This is a genomic window from Acinetobacter sp. Z1 (assembly GCF_024296945.1).
Classification (GTDB): domain Bacteria; phylum Pseudomonadota; class Gammaproteobacteria; order Pseudomonadales; family Moraxellaceae; genus Acinetobacter; species Acinetobacter beijerinckii.
In genome coordinates, this window is record NZ_CP101115.1 from 341460 (window position 1) to 363392 (window position 21933).

The 21933-nt window shown below is 38.7% G+C and carries 18 protein-coding genes; all 18 read left to right on the forward strand.

The genetic code is table 11. The annotated features are described in order from the left end of the window. Positions 1-58: 58 nt before the first annotated feature. The 18 genes from NGC85_RS01585 to tfpZ all read left to right on the forward strand — a co-directional run bounded on the left by NGC85_RS01585 (position 59) and on the right by tfpZ (position 21857). Positions 59-1117 (forward strand): pilus assembly protein PilM, encoded by a 1059-nt coding sequence (locus NGC85_RS01585; RefSeq protein WP_254804633.1) that lies wholly within the window; start codon positions 59-61, stop codon positions 1115-1117. Beyond that, positions 1117-1761: a PilN domain-containing protein gene (locus NGC85_RS01590; protein WP_005059945.1), complete on the forward strand. Its 645-nt coding sequence runs from the start codon at positions 1117-1119 to the stop codon at positions 1759-1761. Before NGC85_RS01585 ends, NGC85_RS01590 begins: the two co-directional genes overlap by 1 nt. Next, positions 1758-2492, forward strand: coding sequence for a type 4a pilus biogenesis protein PilO (locus NGC85_RS01595; RefSeq protein ID WP_005052213.1), 735 nt, complete (start codon positions 1758-1760; stop codon positions 2490-2492). The genes NGC85_RS01590 and NGC85_RS01595 overlap by 4 nt, the downstream gene beginning before the upstream one ends. Positions 2493-2494: 2 nt before the next feature. Then, on the forward strand, positions 2495-3022 hold the full coding sequence (locus tag NGC85_RS01600; RefSeq protein WP_169109293.1) for a pilus assembly protein PilP: 528 nt from the start codon (positions 2495-2497) through the stop codon (positions 3020-3022). A gap of 16 nt (positions 3023-3038) precedes the next feature. After that, entirely contained in the window at positions 3039-5216 is a 2178-nt protein-coding gene (gene pilQ, locus NGC85_RS01605) for a type IV pilus secretin PilQ (protein WP_254804634.1), read from the forward strand. Positions 5217-5226: 10 nt separating this feature from the next. Beyond that, the gene (gene aroK / locus NGC85_RS01610) at positions 5227-5793 is read left to right on the forward strand and encodes a shikimate kinase AroK (RefSeq protein ID WP_155757334.1); all 567 of its coding nucleotides are present in this window, start codon (positions 5227-5229) and stop codon (positions 5791-5793) included. A gap of 13 nt (positions 5794-5806) precedes the next feature. After that, positions 5807-6889: a 3-dehydroquinate synthase gene (gene aroB / locus NGC85_RS01615; protein WP_254804635.1), complete on the forward strand. Its 1083-nt coding sequence runs from the start codon at positions 5807-5809 to the stop codon at positions 6887-6889. A 19-nt stretch (positions 6890-6908) separates the two neighbouring features. Next, entirely contained in the window at positions 6909-7793 is an 885-nt protein-coding gene (locus NGC85_RS01620) for a hypothetical protein (RefSeq protein ID WP_254804636.1), read from the forward strand. Between the two features lie 460 nt (positions 7794-8253). Further along, a complete protein-coding gene (gltB, locus tag NGC85_RS01625; RefSeq protein ID WP_254804637.1) occupies positions 8254-12732 on the forward strand; it encodes a glutamate synthase large subunit in 4479 nt (1492 codons plus the stop codon). A gap of 71 nt (positions 12733-12803) precedes the next feature. After that, positions 12804-14225, forward strand: coding sequence for an FAD-dependent oxidoreductase (locus tag NGC85_RS01630; protein ID WP_005059932.1), 1422 nt, complete (start codon positions 12804-12806; stop codon positions 14223-14225). Between the two features lie 170 nt (positions 14226-14395). After that, positions 14396-15286 carry a metal-dependent hydrolase gene (locus NGC85_RS01635; RefSeq protein ID WP_005059930.1) on the forward strand — a complete coding sequence of 297 codons (891 nt, stop codon included), beginning with the start codon at positions 14396-14398 and terminating at the stop codon, positions 15284-15286. A gap of 178 nt (positions 15287-15464) precedes the next feature. Continuing rightward, positions 15465-16055 (forward strand): LemA family protein, encoded by a 591-nt coding sequence (locus NGC85_RS01640; RefSeq protein ID WP_254804638.1) that lies wholly within the window; start codon positions 15465-15467, stop codon positions 16053-16055. Between the two features lie 36 nt (positions 16056-16091). Next, entirely contained in the window at positions 16092-17141 is a 1050-nt protein-coding gene (locus tag NGC85_RS01645) for a YgcG family protein (protein WP_254804639.1), read from the forward strand. Then, positions 17135-17695, forward strand: a complete 561-nt coding sequence (locus tag NGC85_RS01650; protein WP_254804640.1) for a TPM domain-containing protein — start codon at positions 17135-17137, stop codon at positions 17693-17695. Before NGC85_RS01645 ends, NGC85_RS01650 begins: the two co-directional genes overlap by 7 nt. A gap of 396 nt (positions 17696-18091) precedes the next feature. After that, complete coding sequence (locus NGC85_RS01655; protein ID WP_254804641.1) at positions 18092-18583, forward strand: pilin; 492 nt, start codon at positions 18092-18094, stop codon at positions 18581-18583. 273 nt (positions 18584-18856) lie between these two features. Then, the gene (locus NGC85_RS01660; RefSeq protein WP_254804642.1) at positions 18857-19348 is read left to right on the forward strand and encodes a pilin; all 492 of its coding nucleotides are present in this window, start codon (positions 18857-18859) and stop codon (positions 19346-19348) included. Positions 19349-19370: 22 nt separating this feature from the next. Continuing rightward, entirely contained in the window at positions 19371-21059 is a 1689-nt protein-coding gene (locus NGC85_RS01665) for a PglL family O-oligosaccharyltransferase (RefSeq protein ID WP_254804643.1), read from the forward strand. A 63-nt stretch (positions 21060-21122) separates the two neighbouring features. After that, the gene (gene tfpZ / locus NGC85_RS01670; RefSeq protein ID WP_254804644.1) at positions 21123-21857 is read left to right on the forward strand and encodes a TfpX/TfpZ family type IV pilin accessory protein; all 735 of its coding nucleotides are present in this window, start codon (positions 21123-21125) and stop codon (positions 21855-21857) included. The last annotated feature ends 76 nt before the right edge of the window (positions 21858-21933 follow it).

The following is a 21933-nucleotide window of genomic DNA, read 5'->3' on the forward strand; positions in this document are numbered from 1 at the left end:
ACCAAAACAAATTAGTGGGTTGTATTTTTGGGGATAAAAAAATAAATAGGAAAGTACTGTGCTCAGGTTATATCGTAAACCAAATAAGGGGTTAGTGGGGGTCGATATTAGTTCGACAACTGTTAAATTATTGGAGCTCTCTGTAAAGAACGGTAGATATTGGGTTGAAAGTTATGCTGTGATGCCGCTGCCTGAAAACAGTGTTGTCGAAAAAAGCATTTTAAATCCAGAAGCAGTAGGTGATGCCCTTGAAAGAGTGGTGAATCTTGCGAATCCTCACACCATGAATGTGGCGATTGCGGTACCTACCTCAATGGTGATTCATAAAATCATTGAGATGGATGCTGACATGACAGCAGATGAACGAGAAGTTCAAATTCGCATGGATGCCGAGCAATACATTCCGTTCCCATTAGATGAAGTTAGTCTTGATTTTGAAGTCTTATCTGACAAATTAGCCAATCCAAACCGAGTGAATGTACTTTTGGTGGCAACACGCACTGAAAATGTAGATACACGAGTAGAAGTTTTAGAGCTTGCGGGATTGACTGCTAAAATTGCTGATGTTGAAAGTTATGCCATGGAGCGCGCATTTAGTGTGTTTTCAGACACACTTCCAATGGGCGCCAATACCGTTGGTATCCTAGATATTGGCCATACCATGACAACCTTATCTGTGATGCAGAAAGGCAAAATCATTTATACGCGGGAACAAGTCTTTGGTGGTCGACAATTGACCCAAGATGTTCAAACTCGATATGGTTTGTCTTTTGAGGAAGCGGGTCGAGCGAAAAAAGAACGAACGCTTCCTGATGATTATGATACTGAAGTTCTTGAGCCTTTTTTAGATGCTGTTGTACAACAAGCAGCCCGTTCACTACAGTTCTTCTTTTCCTCGTCACAATTTAATGAAATTGATCATATTTTGCTGGCTGGTGGTAATGCAAATATTCCTGGTTTAGCGAAGTTATTACAACAAAAACTCGGTTACCGCGTAACGATTGCCAATCCATTTTTACAAATGGGCTTTTCTCCGCAAATTGATATTAAAAAAATTGAAAACGATGCCTCATCATTAATGGTGGCATGTGGTTTAGCATTGAGGAGTTTTGATTAATGGCAAAGATTAATTTACTCCCTTGGCGTGATGAGCTAAGAGAACAAAGAAAGAAACAGTTTGTCGCATTTTGTGTTGGGGTCGCTGCATTAGGGGTTGCATCTGTCTTTTCTGGGTGGATGTATTTTGATCATAAATTGAATGATCAAGAGCAGGCGAATCAACTGATTGTCAGTACAAATCAAAACTTAGATACACAATTAAAAGCGCTGGATGGTTTGCAAGAACGTCGTAATGCAATTATCGAGCGAATGAAATTAATCCAAGGTTTACAAGGTCAACGTCCTGTTACTGTTCGTTTGGTAGATGAGTTGGTTCGAGTAACACCACCAACAATGTACATTACGAAATTTAGTCGGACAGGTGATAAATTTTCGATTGAAGGAAAAGCGGAAAGTCCAAATACAGTCGCTGAATTACTACGTAATTTAGAGGCTTCGCCTTGGTATCGTAATGCGTTTATGAACTCGTTTTTAGCGGCGGAAGAGAAAAAAGATAAAACCGCAAGCTCACTGGTTCCTCGCGTCGAAGAAAACTATGGAAGCTTTGTTGTCACTGTAGATTTGGGGGAGATCGGTACGACGGAACAAGCTGATCCTGCATTAGAAGCCGTTGCATCAGGGACAGTAGGGGTGGCGAAATGAACCTAGATAAATCAGATGATTTAAATCAAGACACCGTTGCTGCAAAGAAAAAGAAAATGACGGTGGAGCAGTTCTTCCAACAGTTTAATACTTTGGATATGAATAATTATGGCAGTTGGCCTTTATCTGTCAAAATTACCACTTGGATTTTTATTTTCTTAGCTGTTGGCGCTCTCGGTTATTTTGTAGTGATTAAGTCGCAATTAGAATCAATTGCGAACGCGCAAGCGAAAGAACAAAGCTTACTCAATGAGTTTCGTGAAAAAGAATCTAAGTTGCGTAATTTGCAACAATATCAAGCACAATTGCAAGAGATGGAAGCGAACTTTAATCAGCAACTCGAACAGCTGCCTAAAGAAACTGAGATTCCGAGTTTAGTCGAAGACATTAATTTGACAGGTGTTAATTCTGGGCTGAAATTTAAGAATATCCGCTTAGAAAATGAAGTGAAGCAAGAGTTTTTTATCGAGCAGCCGATTAGTATTGATGCTACAGGTGATTATCATGCTTTTGGTGCTTTTGTGACAGGAATTGCAGCATTACCACGTATTGTAACTCTGCATGACTTTACTGTTGAAGCATCAGCAGATAAAGAGAAAAAGTCTGATATTCCAGTTGTTAATTATTCAATAAAAGCTAAAACCTATCGTTATGTCGGTGCTGATGAACAAGCGAATGCTGATGTTGCAGCTCAACCTGCTACAAATCCACCTGCTCAAGGAGGAAAATAGTAATGAATAAAAATAAATTATTACTTGCTTTGTTCGTTGGGATTGGCTTGGTTGGTTGTGACTCGCGTATTGATGCGGTCAATCAACAAATGGCTGATATTCGTAATCAACCGCCATTACCGATTGAGCCTGCGCCAATTTTCACTCCTGTGCCGTTATTTAATTATTCTGCTCATCAGTTAAAAAGCCCATTTATGCCAAGCTCTTTAGCCGCAGAATTGAAAATCATGGCAGGAAAACGTGTTTATCCGAATTTTAATCGTCAACCACAGCCACTTGAAAGCTACGCTCTTGAATCATTAAATATGAAAGGTAGTATGCGTGGCAAAGGAAATGACACGATTGCATTAATTCAAACACCTGATCGACAAATTGAGCGTGTACAGGTCGGAAGTTATTTGGGGATGAATCAAGGGCGAATTATTAAAATCAGCCCGACTCAGATAGATTTGGTTGAAATTGTTCCAGATGGGCGAGAAGGTTATGTGGAGAGACCAAGAACACTCGTTTTAATCGGGCCAGCACCGTAAGATTAAGGGAATAACAATGAAAAAACAGTTTAAAGATTCTTTATTTGGGGAAGCGAAGACCATGAATCATGCATTCCGTCAATTTTCTATGGGTGCTGTCGCTATTGCTATGATGCAAATAGCATCCGCACAGGTCAGTATGACGAATATTGTACCTATGAATTTAGCTGAGCAAGGAACGGAAATTCGAGTCATGTTTAATGGCTTGCCTCCGCAGCCACAAGCTTATCAACTGGAACAACCTGCACGCTTAATTTTAGATTTTGATAAAGCACAACAGACATTGAAACAAAGTTCAATCCCTGTATCTACGGCAGAAGCGAGTTCTGTCGAGGTAGCTGCTGATGATCAACGCTCACGTGTTATTGTGAATTTGAAAGATGCGGGTGCATTTACAACACGTGTCGAAGGTAATACCTTTGTTTTAAAAATCAATTCGGCTCGACCTTCAGCAACAAGTGCAACTCAGACAATTGCGCGGCAGTCTCAGCAAGGGGTTTCTAATATTGGTTTTCAGAGAGGAAATCAAGGTGAAGGTTTAGTTGTTATTGATTTATTGGGTGGTAACACACCAGTTGATGTACAGCAGCAAGGTAGTAAGATTGTTGTTCGAACCATGGGAAATAAAATTCCTACCCATCTTGCACGTCGTTTGAATACCAATGATTTTGCAACGCCTGTTGCCAGTATTGATGCTTATAATGATAAAGGTAATGGCGTTATTACTATTCAGTCTGCAGGTAGCTATGAATATATGGCTTATCAGGCTGAAAATAAATTAACCATTAGCCTAAAACGCCCTGAAGATAAGTCGCCTGCAAAAGCAAAATCTCAAATCTATACTGGAAACAAGATTTCCCTAGATTTTCAGGATATTGAAGTCCGTCGAGTTCTTCAGTTACTTGCTGATTTTACCGGTATCAACATGGTGGCTGCTGACACTGTACAGGGTAATATTACACTACGTTTAAAAGATGTGCCTTGGGACCAAGCGTTAGATATTGTGCTTAAAACCAAAAATTTGGATAAACGTCGTAATGGAAGCGTAATTTGGATTGCTCCAGTTTCTGAGTTGATAAAATCTGAAGAAGAAGAAGCCAAAGCCATTGCACAGAGTGTCAAGTTGGCGCCGATTCAATCTGAGTATATTAAATTAAGTTATGCGAAAGCAGCCGATATATTGAAATTAATTGAAGATTCTCGTGATGGTAAAGGGGCGATGGCAAATCGGACATCGAACTCAGATTCTCTTGCCTTGGAAAGTTTGTTAAGTCCTCGTGGTAGTGCTGTCGCAGATACAAGAACAAATACTTTGATTGTAAATGATACTGCTCAGAATATTGATAAAATAAGAAAAATGGTGGATTTGCTTGATGTTTCAGTAAAGCAAGTCATGATTGAAGCTAGAATTGTAAGTGCGAGTACTGACTTTACCAAAGAAATGGGGGTGAAGTGGGGTATTTTGTCGCAAGGGATTGGCAGAAATAATGATTTATTGGTGGGTGGGAGTGACACGACGCTGTGGAATTTAAGGGAGCCTAAAAAAGATAGTGATACTGGTGGTTGGAAATATGAGATTGAACGTCCTGATAATCTAAATGTGGATTTAGGGGCTGTGACTCCTGGTGCAAGTCGTATTGCTTTTGGTTTGATTAGTTTGTCTGATTTTATGTTGGATTTAGAGCTTTCGGCAGTTCAGGCAGATGGTTTCGGTGAAGTGATTTCAACACCGAAGGTTATGACCGCTGATAAACAAGCTGCTAAAATTGAGTCTGGTACGCAAATTCCATATGCATCTTCTTCAGGGGGGGGCGCAAATGCAGTACCAAAAACTGAGTTTATTAACGCTACGTTAAGTCTGGATGTCACACCAAGTATTACTCCAGAAGGTAAGGTAATGATGAAGTTAAACATTACCAAAGATGCACCAGGACAACCGACACCTACAGGTCAGTTAACCATTAATAAAAATTCGATTGATACCAATGTGCTTGTAGACAATGGTGAAACAATTGTTTTGGGTGGGATTTTTGAGCAAGAAAATCTCAATTCTCAAACAAAAGTTCCTTTTCTTGGTGATATTCCTTACTTAGGTAAATTGTTCCGCCGTGATACAAAGAAAGATAGCAAACGTGAACTTTTAATTTTTGTGACACCGAGAATTGTTAATGACACTTTGACGAGAAATCATTAATATATTTTCAATAATCGCAATTAATATAGGTGGCGCGTTGCCAAGCAAAGCGTTTGAGTCCCTACCAAATATTTATTTGGTAGGGCCGATGGGGGCAGGAAAAACAACGGTTGGTCGACATTTAGCAGAATTGTTGGGTCGAGATTTTATTGATAGTGATCATGAAATCGAGCGAAAAACAGGTGCTACTATTCCATGGATTTTTGAAAAAGAAGGTGAAATGGGATTTCGTCTCAGAGAGACGAATGTGCTTAATGAATTAACGAATCGTCCTATGCTAGTTTTAGCTACTGGTGGTGGTGCGGTTACACAAGCTGAAAATCGAAACTTTTTAAAACAACGTGGTATTGTTGTCTATCTATATACGCCTGTAGAACTACAATTACAGCGCACCTATCGCGATAAAAATCGTCCATTATTACAAGTAGAAAATCCAGAGCGAAAATTACGTGACTTATTGGAGGCACGTGATCCATTATATCGTGAAGTTGCACACTATATTATCGAAACAAATCAAGGTGCTGCTCGAGATCTAGCACAACGTATCTTACAAGTTATTTTATCTAAACAAGTTTAGTGGTTTTTGGGTTATGCAAACATTACATGTTGAGTTAGGCGATCGTCGTTATCCAATTTTTATTGGAAGTCATTTAGATCCAAAAGAATTATTAAAGCCCTATTTGTTTGGTCGACAAGTAATGTTGGTTTCAAATTCGACGGTTGCTCCCTTATATTTACAACATTATGTGGATGCATTAAGTCAATTGGATAAGCAAATAGCACAATGTATCTTGCCAGATGGGGAAAAATATAAAGATATCCAACATCTTAACTTAATTTTTGATGCATTGCTTGAAGCTGGTTTTAATCGGGATTGTACCGTATTGGCATTGGGTGGTGGTGTTGTGGGTGATATGGCTGGTTTTGCATCAGCATGTTTTCAGCGAGGGGTGAACTTTGTTCAGATCCCGACAACATTATTGTCACAGGTGGATTCGAGTGTGGGTGGGAAAACGGGAATTAACCATCCTTTGGGCAAAAATATGCTGGGTGCTTTTCAGCAACCACAGGTGGTGTTGGCTGATATGGCGCAACTCGGTACCTTGCCAGATCGAGAGTTATCTGCGGGTTTAGCAGAAGTGATCAAATACGCTTTATTAGGTGATGTGAATTTTTTGGTTTGGCTAGAACAAAACATCGACGCTTTAGTTGTCCGAGATTCTAATTTGCTTGCTGAGGCGGTATATCGCTCATGTGCGCACAAAGCAAGAATAGTAGCAAATGATGAAAAAGAACAAGGTGAAAGAGCCTTGTTAAACTTAGGTCATACGTTTGGTCATGCGATTGAATCTTATCTTGGTTATGGCACTTGGTTGCATGGTGAGGCAGTTGCAACAGGGATGGTGATGGCTGCTGATTTATCCTATCGATTGGGATGGATTTCTTCAGATGATGTTGAACGTACAAAAAAAATCATTCAACGCGCTCATTTACCGATATCATGTCCGAAAATTCCATTAGATGATTTTTTGGCTTATATGTCGCATGATAAAAAAGTCTTAAATGGTCAATTACGATTGGTGTTGCTGAAAAAGTTAGGTCAAGCAGTGATTACTAAAGATTTTGATCTTGAGTTAATGAAACAATCTATTCTTGAAAATCAATCTGCATAAATAAAGTGTTGGAAAGGGCATGACTGCGTCACGATCAATTTGGCAAAATATACAACAATATAGCTGGTTAGTATTTGCTATTGCTTGCTTAGTCGCTGCATTGGTGTTTTGGGCTGTGACGGACAGTGATGCTTTGACTGAGGTTGAACCTCAGTCAAAATCTGAGGTTCAGGTACAAATTCAACCTGAAAAAGTTACAGCGATGACTCATTTAGGTGCATTGTCAGATGAAGTGCAACCTTTAGATTTATCCACACGAGTTGTGGTTTCTAATGAGCATGCGCCTGAGTTTCGTGGAACAAAGTTTATTAAAGAGAATCAACGTCAATGGACGATGGAAATATTTCGTAGTTCTGACGAAGCTATTGTCAAAAACTTTTTACTCAATCGAGCAGATCGAAAACAATTTTTATATTTTCGCTTAAGTGGTGAAGATCAAGCTGAACAATATGTTTTATCCTATGGTGTATTTTCTAATGCCGAAGAGGCTAAGCGTCGTTTTAATCAATTAGCATTGCAGCTTCCTCAGACCATTCAACCCAAAGCGCAGCAGTTGTCAGTATATGCTGAGTTTGTAAATGATTTAGGTGCTGATGAAATGAAGTCAGCTGCAAATCAATTGTATGCAATTCAGTTAAAGCCAGCTGCACTTCCTAAGATTGATGAGACCTTGTTACTACTAGGAAATCAGACTCAAAAGGCTATAGTTCCAGAGAGTGTACGAGATGCCTCTACTTCTGTTCGAACGACAGTTACTCAGCGAGATGCTGAGGGTAATATTGTCAATGTGAAGCGTAGTCAAACGGAATTACCACGCAATGAGCCATCTAGTGCGCAAAATGCAGAAAAATTAAAAGAAAGTTCAGATTCTTCACGCCGAGAAGTAAGTGATCCGTTTAATTAAAATGCACCATTGTTGGTCAATTATGGTTCTTATTTGAAGCTATTAGCTTTTTTTTGGTGCGTTTTATTGCATTTTAATAATTTCTACCCCTCATTTTTTTAATATTATTTTAACTTTTTTAATGATTTAGTAAAAAAATAATAACTTGGTATGTTTTTTGCTTAATTGTGGTGCTAATTTGTCTGCTCATTGCCCTTTTTTGTGCTAAATGATTCATAAATTTAGTGAAATGGAAAGTTTTTATGCTTTACAAACATTTGTGAAGGTGTAATAACTGAAAACACTTTATATGGTAAATGCGCTGATTCTTGGAAAAGAAAGGCGTATATTGCAAATCCGCCAGTAAAAATGTTTTCGCGAAGCATTGAACTTTATATGAGTTGGTCGGCAATATCGCAGAAAATGAATTGATTGTTTGTTGCTCGAAAGAGCCATGTTGAAAGAAGGGTACGCTATGCACATGCCATCGCCTAATACTGTAGCTCCCGCTCAAGGTTTATATCAACCTGATGAGTTTAAGGATAACTGTGGTTTTGGTCTGATTGCCCATATGAAGGGTGAATCAAGCCATCATCTGGTCGAAACTGCGATTCACAGTTTAAGTTGCATGACGCACCGTGGTGGTATTGCCGCGGATGGTAAAACAGGAGATGGGTGCGGATTGTTGTTGGCTATGCCCAAACAGTTTTTCCGCGAAGAAGCTCAAAAACTTGGAACCAATCTGACTGAGATTTTTGCGGCTGGTACAGTATTCTTAAATATTGACCCTGCTTTAGCTCAAAATGCAAAAAACATCCTCAATAAAGAAATGGAAGCTGCTGGTCTGACCGTTGCGGCATGGCGTGTTGTACCAACAAATAATGACGCTTTAGGTGAAATTGCATTGCAATCTTTACCTGTGTTTGAACAGATTTTGGTTAACTGCCCAATGGGTTTAACTGAAGTTGAGTTTAATCGTAAACTCTTTTTAGCGCGTCGTCGTGCAGAACAACAATTACAAAATGATCCACTATTCTATGTCACTACTTTGGCGACTACAGTGATCAGCTATAAAGGCTTGATGATGCCAGCAGCAATTGCTGATTTCTATACCGATTTAGCAGACGAACGTTTGAAATCACATATTGTGGTGTTTCATCAACGCTTTTCAACAAATACATTGCCGCGTTGGCCATTGGCTCAGCCGTTCCGTTACCTTGCTCATAATGGTGAAATCAATACCATTACTGCAAACCGTAATTGGGCATTGGCGCGTACTCCAAAATTTGAAAACCCATTATTGCCAGGGTTAACTGAATTAACACCGATTGTGAACCGTACAGGTTCAGACTCATCAAGCTTAGATAATATGCTTGAAATTCTTGTCGGTGGTGGTATGGATTTATTCCGTGCGTTGCGTATGCTCGTTCCACCTGCATGGCAAAACGTTGAAACTTTAGATGCGGATTTACGTGCGTTCTATGAGTTTAACTCTAAGCATATGGAAGCTTGGGATGGCCCTGCGGGATTAGTTATCCAAGATGGTCGTCATGCGATTTGTATGCTTGACCGTAATGGTTTGCGTCCAGCACGTTGGGTTATTACCAAAAATGATTACATCACACTGGCATCTGAAATTGGTGTGTGGGGCTATGAACCTGAAGATGTGGTATCTAAAGGTCGTGTAGGTCCTGGTCAAATTTTAGTCGTCGACACTTTGACTGGTAAAGTGCTTGAGACTAAAGATGTCAGCAATCATCTTAAAAATATGCGCCCATATCGTGAATGGTTACGTGATCATGCGATTCGCCTACAGGCAAATCCGCAGCTTGAAGAGGAATTAATTGATCAAGGCTTAACAGGTGATGCATTAAAAGCAGCGCAGAAAATGTTTATGGTGACATTTGAAGAGCGTGATCAAATTTTGCGTCCAATTGCAGAAAGTGGTCAGGAAGCTGTCGGGTCAATGGGTGATGATACGCCAATGGCAGTATTGTCTCGTCAAGTACGTCATGTGTCTGACTATTTCCGTCAACAATTTGCTCAAGTAACTAATCCACCAATCGATCCATTACGTGAATCGATTGTGATGTCTTTGGAAACGTGTTTAGGTCGTGAGCAAAACGTATTCGAACAAGGTCCTGAGCACGCTGACCGCATCATTATTTCAAGTCCTGTATTGTCAAACTCAAAAATGCAGCAACTTCGTGATGTTGAAAAAGAACGTGAAGGTTATGGCGTTGTCGATATCGATTTGAACTATGCAGAAGCTGAAGGCTTACAAGCAGCAATTGCACGCATTTGTGAAGAAGCTGCTCAAGCTGTTCGTGATGGTAAAACACTCATTGTATTAACGGATAAGAGTTTCCGTGAAGGTTACTTGCCTGCAAATGCAGCATTGGCAACAGGTGCAGTTCACCATCATTTAATTAAAACTGGTTTGCGTACTGATGCGAACATTTTAGTTGAAACTGGTTTTGCACGTGATCCACACCAGTTTGCAGTATTACTTGGTTTTGGTGCGACAGCCGTTTATCCGTACTTGGCTTATGATGTCATCAATGATTTGGTTGCTAAAGGCGAATTGTTGGGTGATCCAATTCACGCACAAGCGAACTTCCGTAAAGGTATTGAGAAAGGCTTACTCAAAGTTCTTTCTAAGATGGGTATCTCTACAGTTGCTTCTTATCGTGGTGGTCAATTATTTGAAGCGGTCGGTTTATCTTCTGAAGTGGTTGATAAATGCTTCCTTGGCGTACCAAGCCGTATCCAAGGTGCAACTTTTGTCGATTTAGAAAATGACCAAAAGAAATTGGCAACGACTGCTTGGCAACATCGTAAGCCGATTGATCAGGGTGGTTTACTCAAATTTGTATTTGGTAAAGAGTATCATGCGTTCAACCCAGATGTGATTAACTCACTGCATAAGGCGGTTCGTTCAGGTCAATATCAAGACTTTAAAGAATATGCTGAACTTGTTAATAACCGTCCAATCGCTACGATTCGTGACTTATTCAAGTTAAAAACGACAAATTCAATTGCGCTAGATCAAGTTGAAAGCATTGAAGATATCCTTCCTCGTTTCGACTCTGCAGGTATGTCTCTGGGTGCATTGTCTCCAGAAGCACACGAAGCAATTGCAATTGCAATGAACACAATTGGTGGTCGTTCGAACTCAGGTGAGGGTGGTGAAGACCCTGCACGTTATGGCACGATCCGTAACTCGAAAATTAAACAGATCGCTTCAGGTCGTTTTGGTGTAACTCCTGCGTACTTAACCTCTGCTGAGGTGTTGCAGATCAAAGTTGCACAAGGCGCAAAACCAGGTGAAGGTGGTCAGTTACCAGGTGGTAAAGTGAATGGCTTAATTGCACGTTTACGTTACTCAGTACCAGGTGTGACGCTGATTTCTCCACCGCCACACCATGACATTTACTCAATCGAAGATTTGTCACAATTGATTTTTGACTTGAAACAAGTCAATCCTCAAGCAATGGTTTCAGTGAAATTAGTATCTGAGCCGGGTGTCGGAACGATTGCGGCAGGTGTTGCAAAAGCGTATGCAGACTTCATTACCATTTCAGGGTATGACGGTGGTACAGCGGCATCTCCACTTTCATCAATTCACCATGCAGGTTCGCCATGGGAATTAGGTTTAAGTGAGGCGCATCAAGCACTACGTGTCAATGATTTGCGTGGTAAGGTTCGCGTACAAACTGATGGTGGTTTAAAAACAGGTTTGGATGTAATCAAAGCAGCAATTTTAGGCGCTGAAAGCTTTGGTTTCGGTTCTACACCAATGATCGCATTAGGTTGTAAATACCTGCGTATTTGCCACCTGAACAACTGTGCGACGGGTGTTGCAACTCAACAAGACCATTTGCGTCAAGAGCATTATATTGGCGAGCCAGAAATGCTAATCAACTTCTTCAAATTTATTGCTGAAGAAACGCGTGAATTGTTAGCTGCATTCGGTGTCGCTTCACTTAAAGATTTGATTGGTCGTGTTGATTTGCTTGAAGTTCTACCGGGTGAAACAGACAAGCATGCGCATCTTGATCTCAGTGCTTTATTAACGTCACATCCTTCTGCTGAAGGTAAAGCGCAGTATTGCCAAGTTCAAGGTAATGCGCCATTCGATAAAGGTGTATTGGCTGAGAAAATGGTGGCTGAAATGCTGCCAGCGATTGAAGCAGGTACAGGCGGTTCGTTTAACTTCACGGTGGGTAACTGTGACCGTTCGATTGGAGCGCGTATTTCAGGTGAGATCGCACGTCGCTACGGTAACTTGGGTATGGAAAATAGCCCAGTTGTGATGAATCTTGTCGGTACAGCAGGTCAATCACTTGGTGTTTGGAATGCAGGTGGTTTGCATATCAAACTTGAGGGTGATGCCAACGACTATGTCGGTAAAGGTATGGCAGGCGGTCGCGTATCTATTTTCCCACCAAAAGGTTCGCCTTTCCAAACGCAAAATACAGCAATTATTGGTAACACCTGTTTGTATGGTGCTACTGGCGGTAAAGTATTTGCTGCGGGTACTGCGGGCGAGCGTTTTGCAGTTCGTAACTCAGGTGCATTTGCGGTTATTGAGGGTGCTGGCGACCATTGTTGTGAATATATGACAGGTGGTGTGGTAACAGTACTTGGTAAAGTAGGTCATAATTTTGGTGCGGGCATGACTGGTGGTTTTGCTTATGTGCTTGACCTCGATAACGATTTTGTTGACTACTATAACCATGAGCTGATTGATCTTAATCGAATCTCGACAGAAGCGATGGAAGATCATAAAGAAAACCTGCTTCGTATTCTTGATGAACACATTCAAGAAACAGGAAGTGCTTGGGCATACAAAATCCGTAATGAGTTCGACTTCTATAGTCGTAAGTTCTGGCTTGTCAAACCGAAAGCTGCTAACTTGCAAACGCTTTTGAAAACAACCCAAGCTGATCCACAATAATTCCACGACTGCAAAGACATAGGCAGGTGTAGAGATGAAGGACATCGCTGCGCCTACCCACGGAGAGAGACATGGCAGAACGCCTCAATAATGACTTTCAATTTCTGGATGTAGCACGCCAAGATCCAGAGAAAAAAGATATTACTGTCCGCAAAGCAGAGTTTGTGGAAATTTATAAACCTTTTACTGCGGAAGTGGCTGCGAATCAGACCCATCGCTGTTTAGGTTGTGGTAACCCATATTGTGAATGGAAATGTCCTGTACATAACTACATTCCAAACTGGTTAAAGCTGATTGCGGAAGGTCAAATTTTCCAAGCAGCTGAACTTTGCCATCAAACCAATACCTTGCCAGAAGTCTGTGGTCGCGTTTGCCCACAAGACCGTTTATGTGAAGGTGCATGTACCTTAAATGATGGTTTTGGTGCAGTTACGATTGGTAATGCAGAAAAATATATCAATGATACTGCTTTCGCTTTAGGCTGGCGTCCAGATATGTCTGGCGTGAAATGGACTGATAAAAAAGTTGCAATTATTGGTGCAGGCCCTGCTGGTTTAGGTTGTGCAGATATTCTTGCGCGTGGTGGTGTAAAACCAGTCGTATTTGATAAACGTCCAGAAATCGGTGGTCTTCTTACATTTGGTATTCCAGAATTTAAAATGGAAAAAGATGTAATGAAGCGTCGTCGTGAAATTTTCACGGATATGGGGATTGAATTCCGTTTAAATACTGAAATTGGCGTTGATGTTACGATTGAACAATTGTTAGCTGAATACGATGCTGTATTTATGGGTATGGGTACTTATACCTATATGAAAGGCGGTTTCGCAGGTGAAGATTTAGATGGCGTTTATGATGCTTTAGATTTCTTAATTGCCAATGTTAATCGTTGCCAAGGTTGGGAAAAAGACCCAAGCGAATACATTAGTGTCGATGGTAAAAAGGTGATTGTTCTTGGTGGTGGTGATACCGCGATGGACTGTAACCGTACTTCATTACGTCAAGGTGCACATGATGTGACTTGTGCTTATCGTCGTGATGAGAGCAACATGCCAGGTTCCGCACGTGAAGTGAAGAATGCCTATGAAGAGGGTGTAAAATTCCTGTTCAATCGCCAACCGATCGAAATTGTTGGTGAAAATGGTAAAGTGACAGGTGTTAAAGTGGTGACTACCCAAATGGGTGAGCCTGATAGTCGCGGTCGTCGTAGTCCTGAACCGATTCCAGGTTCTGAAGAAATCTTACCAGCAGATGCAGTATTGCTTGCATTCGGTTTCCGTCCAAGCCCAGCTGATTGGTTTGGTTCTGCGAATGTTGGATTAGATGGTTCAGGTCGTGTTGTTGCGGCTGAACAACAAGAATTTAAATTCCAAACGTCTAATCCAAAAATCTTCGCAGGTGGAGATATGGTGCGTGGTTCTGACCTTGTAGTTACCGCTATTTGGGAAGGTCGCCAAGCAGCAGAAGGTATTTTGGACTATCTAGGTGTGTAAACGAAATACACTGTAAAGCTTGTAAAAAGGAAGTCTGCGATATGCAGGCTTTTTTTACATCTTATCTTTTTGGTAGTTTTGGCAAACGATCTAAGCATTTTTGCCCTGTCCATATGGTTTTCTCAGCGTAATACTCGAAAACAGTATAGAAAATGATGTAGGGAATGAAGATGTCTCTTGCAAATGTGAATGTGGAAAAAAACTATTTAAATCGTCCCAAAGCTTTGGGTATCACTGTACGACGCTTGCAATTTAACCCTAAAAAAATTAAACGGCATTATTTTGCAAACTCCCCATTTATGTCGCATTTGTTGACTGCGCTTTCTTCAACCTTTCCAATAGGGGAGCAATTTTTTGTAAATAGCGTACGTAATGTGCGAGACAAAGTAACAGATCCCAAATTACAAGCGCAGATCGCAGCATTTATTGGGCAAGAAGCGATGCATTCTAAAGCGCATACTGAATTTAATGATGCTTGGCGTAGGGATGATTATCAGCTTGATCGTTTTCAAGCATGGTTGGCAAAGCAGGATGACACTTTAAGAAAAGCGCATCCGAAATTACAGCTCGCTTTAACCTGTGCATTTGAACATTTTACCGCGATGCTTGGTGGTTATATTCTCAAGCATCCAGAAATTTTAAGTACACTCGACGAAGATGCGATGAAACTTTGGGTTTGGCATGCGATCGAAGAAATCGAACATCGTTCAGTGGCGTTTGATGTTTATCAAGAAGTATATGGAGATGATCGCATCCGCCGTTTGTTGATGCGCAGTGTGACAACTGGATTTGCAAGTTTAACTTTCTACGCAACCTCGCGTTTAATTTGGCAAGATAAGTGGAAAAGTATTCCGAAGTTAGGTGGTAATCTATTTGGTGTATATTTGGTGAGTAAAATGCTTTTGCAATTGATTCCAGAATATTTGTCTTATTACCAAGCAGATTTTCACCCAGCCAAACATGACTATACGAAATTGGTCAATTATTGGAAAGCGCGAATGGCTGATGAATATGGCATGATTAGTTTTCAAGAAGAGACTGCATCTAAAATTTATAGCTAATAAATTTTTAAAATATCAAAGAAGCTTAGCGCGGCATTACATCAACACGTTTGGGTAATGCCTTTTTTATTTAATCTAAATATAAATCAACTTAAATAAATGTTACACAGCCTGCAAAAAATCTCATTACAATGAATTATCGCAAAAAATATAAAGAAAAACTTGAGGATAAATTTTTATGAAAATGATCAAACACACCGCTCTTGCAACAGTATTAGCAAGCTCACTACTATTTACAGGTTGTGGTTATAACACCTTACAAGTCAAAGATGAGGCAGTCAGTGCTTCTTGGTCAGAAGTACAGAACCAATATCAGCGCCGTGCTGACCTTGTTCCAAATCTTGTTAATGTTGTGAAAGGCTATGCTAAACATGAAGAACAAGTGCTTACAGAGGTGACCCAAGCACGTTCAAATGTAGCAGGTTTAAAAGTTGATAAAGAAGTATTGGAAGATCCAGCTTTGTTTGAGAAATATCAACAAGCGCAAAGTCAATTAACAGGTGCGCTATCTCGTTTGATTGCTGTTTCAGAAAACTATCCTGATCTCAAAGCCAATGAAAACTTTCGGGATTTACAAGCTCAATTAGAAGGAACTGAAAATCGCATTGCTGTGGCACGCAATCGTTATATCACGACTGTCCAAGATTATAATTCTTACGTTCGTCAGTTCCCTCAAGTGATGACAGCAAAAGTCATTGGGATGAAAACTAAAGAGAACTTTAAAGCAGAGCAATCAGTACAACAAGCCCCAACAGTTTCATTTAACTAATATTTGAAACTGTTTTTAAAAGATAGGGAGTTCGGTATGTTGATAAAATTAACGCAAAAAATAAAATATGTTTTTATTATTTTTTTTGCGCTGCTTTGTATTCAGCATACCGTTTGGGCTGAGGTTGCAACAGCAACCGATCAAAGTGATGTGATTGTCGCAGCGAAAATTATTGAAGATCAGCAAAAAAATGCCTCTACAGTACCATCGCAAAAGTCTGCTGAAAAACCTGTATTGCCAACGGTCGTCAATGATATGCAGGAAGGTGAATCAATTCGTGGTTTGCCAACTCTAAATCAGCCTGTGATTGATCAAGCAAAAGTGCTAAGTGATGCTGAAATACAGCAACTCAATCAGAAAATTCTCAGTCTGTATCAGCAAGATAAAGCTCAAATCGGTGTGATTATTGTTCCAACGACTGGGCAGGAAGCGATTTTTGATTTTGCATTGCGTACAGGGGAGAAGTGGCAGTTAGGTTCTGCCAAACGTGATAATGGCTTATTAATGGCAATTGCGGTGAATGATCGCAACATTCAAATACTTACAGGTTATGGTTTAGAGGGTGTATTACCTGATGTGGTATTGAGCCGAATTATCCGGAATCAGATCACCCCCTATTTTAAACAAGGGCAGTATGCACAAGGCATTTCGGCGGGTCTGGATGAAGTCACCCGAATTGTTAATTTAGATCCAGAAATCGCACAACAATCTGCTCAAGAACTCAAAGAGCGCCACGAACAAGCGATACAAGCTCAACAAGCAAAAGATAGTACCCTTACGATGGCACTATTTATTTTGATTGCAGGCGTAGTCGGGTCATTTATTGTTGGTAAGAGATTAAGTGCATCTACCGCTGCTGTTGCCGCTACGGTTGCTGGTTTAGTCAATGGGGCGGGTTTTCTCATGAGCTTATTGCTTGGAGTTGGTATTTTCTTTTTACTGATCACTTCACTTGCTCAACTTATTTTCCAAGCATTTTTATCTGGCGGTGGTCGTGGCGGCGGTGGCGGATTCGGTGGTAGTAGTGGTGGGTATAGCGGTGGTGGCGGTAGCTTTGGCGGGGGAGGCGCATCAGGATCATGGTAACTAAGACAGATACAACAGAAATCATTACTCAGCCGAAACTGGATGAGTATGTACAACCAAGCTTAAAACGCTGGTTTAAGCATTTCTTTTATATTTCATCGACACATCGATATTTTACTAAACAAGATCGACAACAAATTGCCCAAGCTGTGCAGCAAGCTGAAAAAGGGCATGTAGGTGAAATACAGGTGGTGATTGAGGGACATATCCCTTGCTCACAGGCCTATCAGCAAAATACTAGATTACGCGCACAACAGTTGTTTGCTGAATTAGGAGTGTGGGATACCGAGCTTAATAGTGGCGTGCTACTTTATTTGAACCTATGTGAGCGTAAAGTCGAAATCATAATTGATCGTGGCTTAAAAAATGCGACACAGACTGAAATTTGGAACGGGATTTGCCAAAGCATGGTCTTTTTGCTCGCTCAAAAGCAATATTTACAAGCGATGACCAATGGTGTTATCGAAATTGGACGGATTTTAGATCAGTACTATGTAAAATTAACTGTTAATGATCAAAATGAACTGCCAAATGAACCAATTATTCTCAACTGAAATGATGTTGGGCGTACTTTAGATATCTGGTCCTTTTTAGGTTGTATATAGATCACTTACTTTGTCTACGAGTTCATTCATGCTGTAATTAATCCGATGAGTGGTAAATAAGAAATAATATTTTTTTGTGTGATTGATTTCGCTCAATTTGAATAGTCTTAGAAAACAATCAAGGTTGATGACTGGGAGTATTAATAATTTAGTGTGTAATATGACATTTATTGTCATTTTTTTTCATTAAGTGTCTAAAATGCGCTAAGAATAATCAAAAGGAATATTGTTTAAGTCTCTGTTTTTTTGAGTTAAAATTGGCTAAGCTAAGGACTGGCATAAAACATGCTAAATACTAAGTAGCTGAAAAAAGCTTATAAAAAATTTATACATTGGAGAAATGTTATGAAATCAATGCAAAAGGGTTTTACTCTAATCGAATTGATGATCGTTGTAGCGATTATCGGTATTTTAGCTGCAGTAGCAATTCCTGCTTATCAGGACTATACGGTGCGGGCTAAAGTTACTGAGGGTTTATCTTTAGCTTCTAGTGCTAAAACTGCAGTATCTGAAAATGCTGCAAATGCAACAGCATTTGGTAGTGGTTGGACTGCACCATCACAAACACCAAATGTATCAAGTGTTTCAATTGCTTCTGCAAATGGCCGTATTACGATTGCATATACAACGGCTGTTGCTGTTGCGGGTAGTAATACATTAATTTTAAGTCCGTTAAATGGTGATCGTGCAACGGGTACAGCATTAGTACAAGGTACTCCTCCTGCTGCTGGTTCTATTACATGGGTATGTCGTTCTGCTGGTGCAGCAACAACTGTTGCTGCAGCTGGAGTAGGTACTTTAGCAGCTAAGTACGCGCCTGCTGAATGCCGAAACTAATTTTGAATTGATTTTAAAAATGCCAATCTTTTGAGATTGGCATTTTTATGTGTAAAGATTTTTTGGTCATCAGATATAAAATAGATCATGTAAAAAGATAAATGGAAGATGACATTATTTGTCATTTCCTATCAAATATATCTAAAGAAGTCTATAAGTAATATTGGTGTTTAATTTTAACTATATGTTTTTATTAGTTTATTTTTTAAATTTAAAGTTGGCATGAAACATGCGTATGGGTAATACAATAAGACTCTATATTGGATAAATATTATGCACACCATGCAAAAAGGCTTTACACTTATTGAATTAATGATTGTTGTCGCAATTATTGGTACTCTTGCAGCAATTGCAATTCCTGCTTATCAAGATTATACAGTGAGATCAAAGGTAACAGAAGGATTGTCTTTAGCTTCAAGCGCAAAAGTTGTGGTGTCAGAAAATGCTGTGAATAGCGTTGCATTTGGAAATAGTTGGGTCGCACCAACAGCTACTTTAAATGTATCTAATATTGAAATTAACTCTACTAATGGCCGTATTACAATATCATATACAACTGCAGTTGCACCAGTTGGTGCAAATACATTAGTTATAAGTCCATTAAATGGAGATAGGATGACTGGTACAGCATTAGTATTGAACATTCCTCCGTCATTAGGATCTATCACATGGGTATGCCGTTCAGCGAATGCAACTACAACAGTGGCAGCAGCCGGTGTTGGGACGCTTGCAGCTAAATATGCACCTGCGGAATGTCGTAATTAGTTTTATAAAGGTAATTGGATAAATGGAAAATATTTCTATAAAAAATAGTTTTAATGAGATGTTCTTTTGCTTATTTATTGGATTATCTTTTTTATATGGAATATTAAGTTATCAACATTATTCACCTAGTTTTCATGATTTTTATATTCATACAATTGTTTTTGCATTATGCAGTATTGGGCTTTCTTTTTTTTACATGAAAAAAAATATAAAAATTTATCTAAATAATTTTTTATGGTTTATTCTTGCTATTATTTTTATTGTTCAACCAGTTCTAAATAAAATAATTTATGTAGATGGTTTGATTTTTCCACTTGCTGTTACATTTTTAACTTTTTTTCTGTCTGTCGCTATTTCAAATATGGTTGATAAGGATGGAATAACTAAAATAATAGCTTTTATTCTTATATGTGGATCAGTGTTGCTACTATTTACACAGATTTCGCATATATTAAATATAGAATTTATAGTTAAAGCAATGCAAATTCCATTGCAGTTGGGGCGTTTTTCAGGAAACTTATTTCAGCCTAATCAAACAGCTTTTGTTTTTATTCTAGGTGTCATTTCATTAATGTATTTTTGCAATAATAAGAACAATATTTTAAAATATATACTTATCTTCATATTGAGTGTGGGTGTTGCTTTTACTGTGAGTAGAAGTGGATTTTTAATGTTGCTTCTTTGTTCATTTGTTTTTAACTTGTTATTGAATTATTTTAATAAAATCTCTTTATTGAAGTTAAAAGATTTTTTTATTTGTTTAGTTGGGTTTTTGTTTGGAGTTCTAATTTATCCCAATTTTTCTTCAGGAACTATTCTTGAAAGGGTTATTGGAGGAGATAATGTGAGGATTTCTCTTCTACATCAATCGTGGTTAATTATTTTTGAGCATCCAATAACAGGAGTGGGTTGGAAAAATTTCGCAGGATCAGGTTTGGCTTATTTTGAAAAAATTGAGTTTCTTAATTCAGCAGATCATTCTCATTTCTTTTTTACTCAGTTATGGAGTGAATTCGGAATTTTAGGTTTATTAGTTGTTTTTCTATTTTTTTATATCTTTATCAAGAATGTAAAAATTTTAAATGTAAGAGAATCTTACGTTTTTGTTGTTTTATCAATATTTATTATATATTCATGTTTTGAGTTTCCATTATGGCAATTACGTTTTTTGATTATTTTTTCTATTTTTTTATCTTTATATGATCGAACTAGTAAAAGTTTTTATATAATTAATAGAGGATATTATGTTTCTATTATTTTGATAGGGTTTGTTTGCTTGTCTTTATATTATTCTTATAAGTATAGTGAAGTGGCTCGAGTTTATGATTTTGTAGTTAATAAAAATAACAATTTGGCGGATAAGGTTAAAAAATTGGATGAAATAAATTCAATTTTTGGATTTGGTTTTTTTGATGATATTTTGATTTATGAGGTGATATCAGAAGGGGATTTTAATCTAAAAGTTAAAATAGATATTGGTAATAGGTTGGTTCATTATTTACCTAGCTATCCTTATTTAGTAAGACATGGAACCTCTTTAGCTCTAAGTGGCGATGAGAAAGGTGCTACATATTACTTTGAGGCAACTTGTCGATATAGTTATGGTAGTCATTGTGAGGAGGTAAAGAAATACTTACAGGTTCTTTCTGATCAAAATCCTGATTACTTTAAAAATATATATAATACAGTCGAGAAAAAATATAAGAAGTGATTTTCTAATCATGGATTGGGTGATTTATTCTTGTGTGGAAAAACGAGGTTTGAATGTGTTGTTATGTTAAAACGTTTTAAATTTTTTCTTAGCCATTTGTTTATTTCTTTTCTTGTTGGTTTAGTGGTAGTTGGCTTAGTATTTTTTATTTGGTACCCAATGCCACTTGCTAAAGCAACTGGAGTTACTCAAGTTTTCCTTATGATGTTGGCAATAGATGTTATTGTTGGACCTATTTTAGGATTATTGGTTTATAAAGACGATAAGAAGAGGTTAATATTTGACCTAACCATCATCATTCTTATTCAACTCTCTGCACTTTGTTATGGTATTTATAATATTGCGCAGGGGCGTCCAGTGTGGATGGTTTATAATGTGGATCGTTTTGAGCTTGTTAGAAATAATGAAATTTATACTAAAAATCTTCATCAAGCTGATAAGCGTTTCCAGCGTACCTCTTGGTTAAAGCCTCAGTTTGTAGCAACTGAATTTGCAAAAGATCCTAAAAGACGTAGTCAAGACATGTTTGATGAAATTATGGGTGGGCTAGAAATATCACAGCGTCCCGAGCGTTATGTTGATTTATCGAAAGTAAAACAGCAAATCCAGAAAAGAACTCAAAAGTTGAATCTTTTGAATCAGTTTAATGACAAGGCAATAGTACAAAAAATCTTAGCCCAATACCCTGAAGCCACAGGTTATGTCCCACTCAAAGCCAATGCAGTAGATATGACTGTCCTTGTTAGTAAGGAAAAAGGTGAAGTCGTTAAAATTGTAGACTTACGTCCTTGGAAATAGTTTTTGTTCTGTTAAAGAACAAATTTGTTTAAAAGAGCTTCGTTGTATAATGCAGCCAAGCTCTTTTTTTAATTCG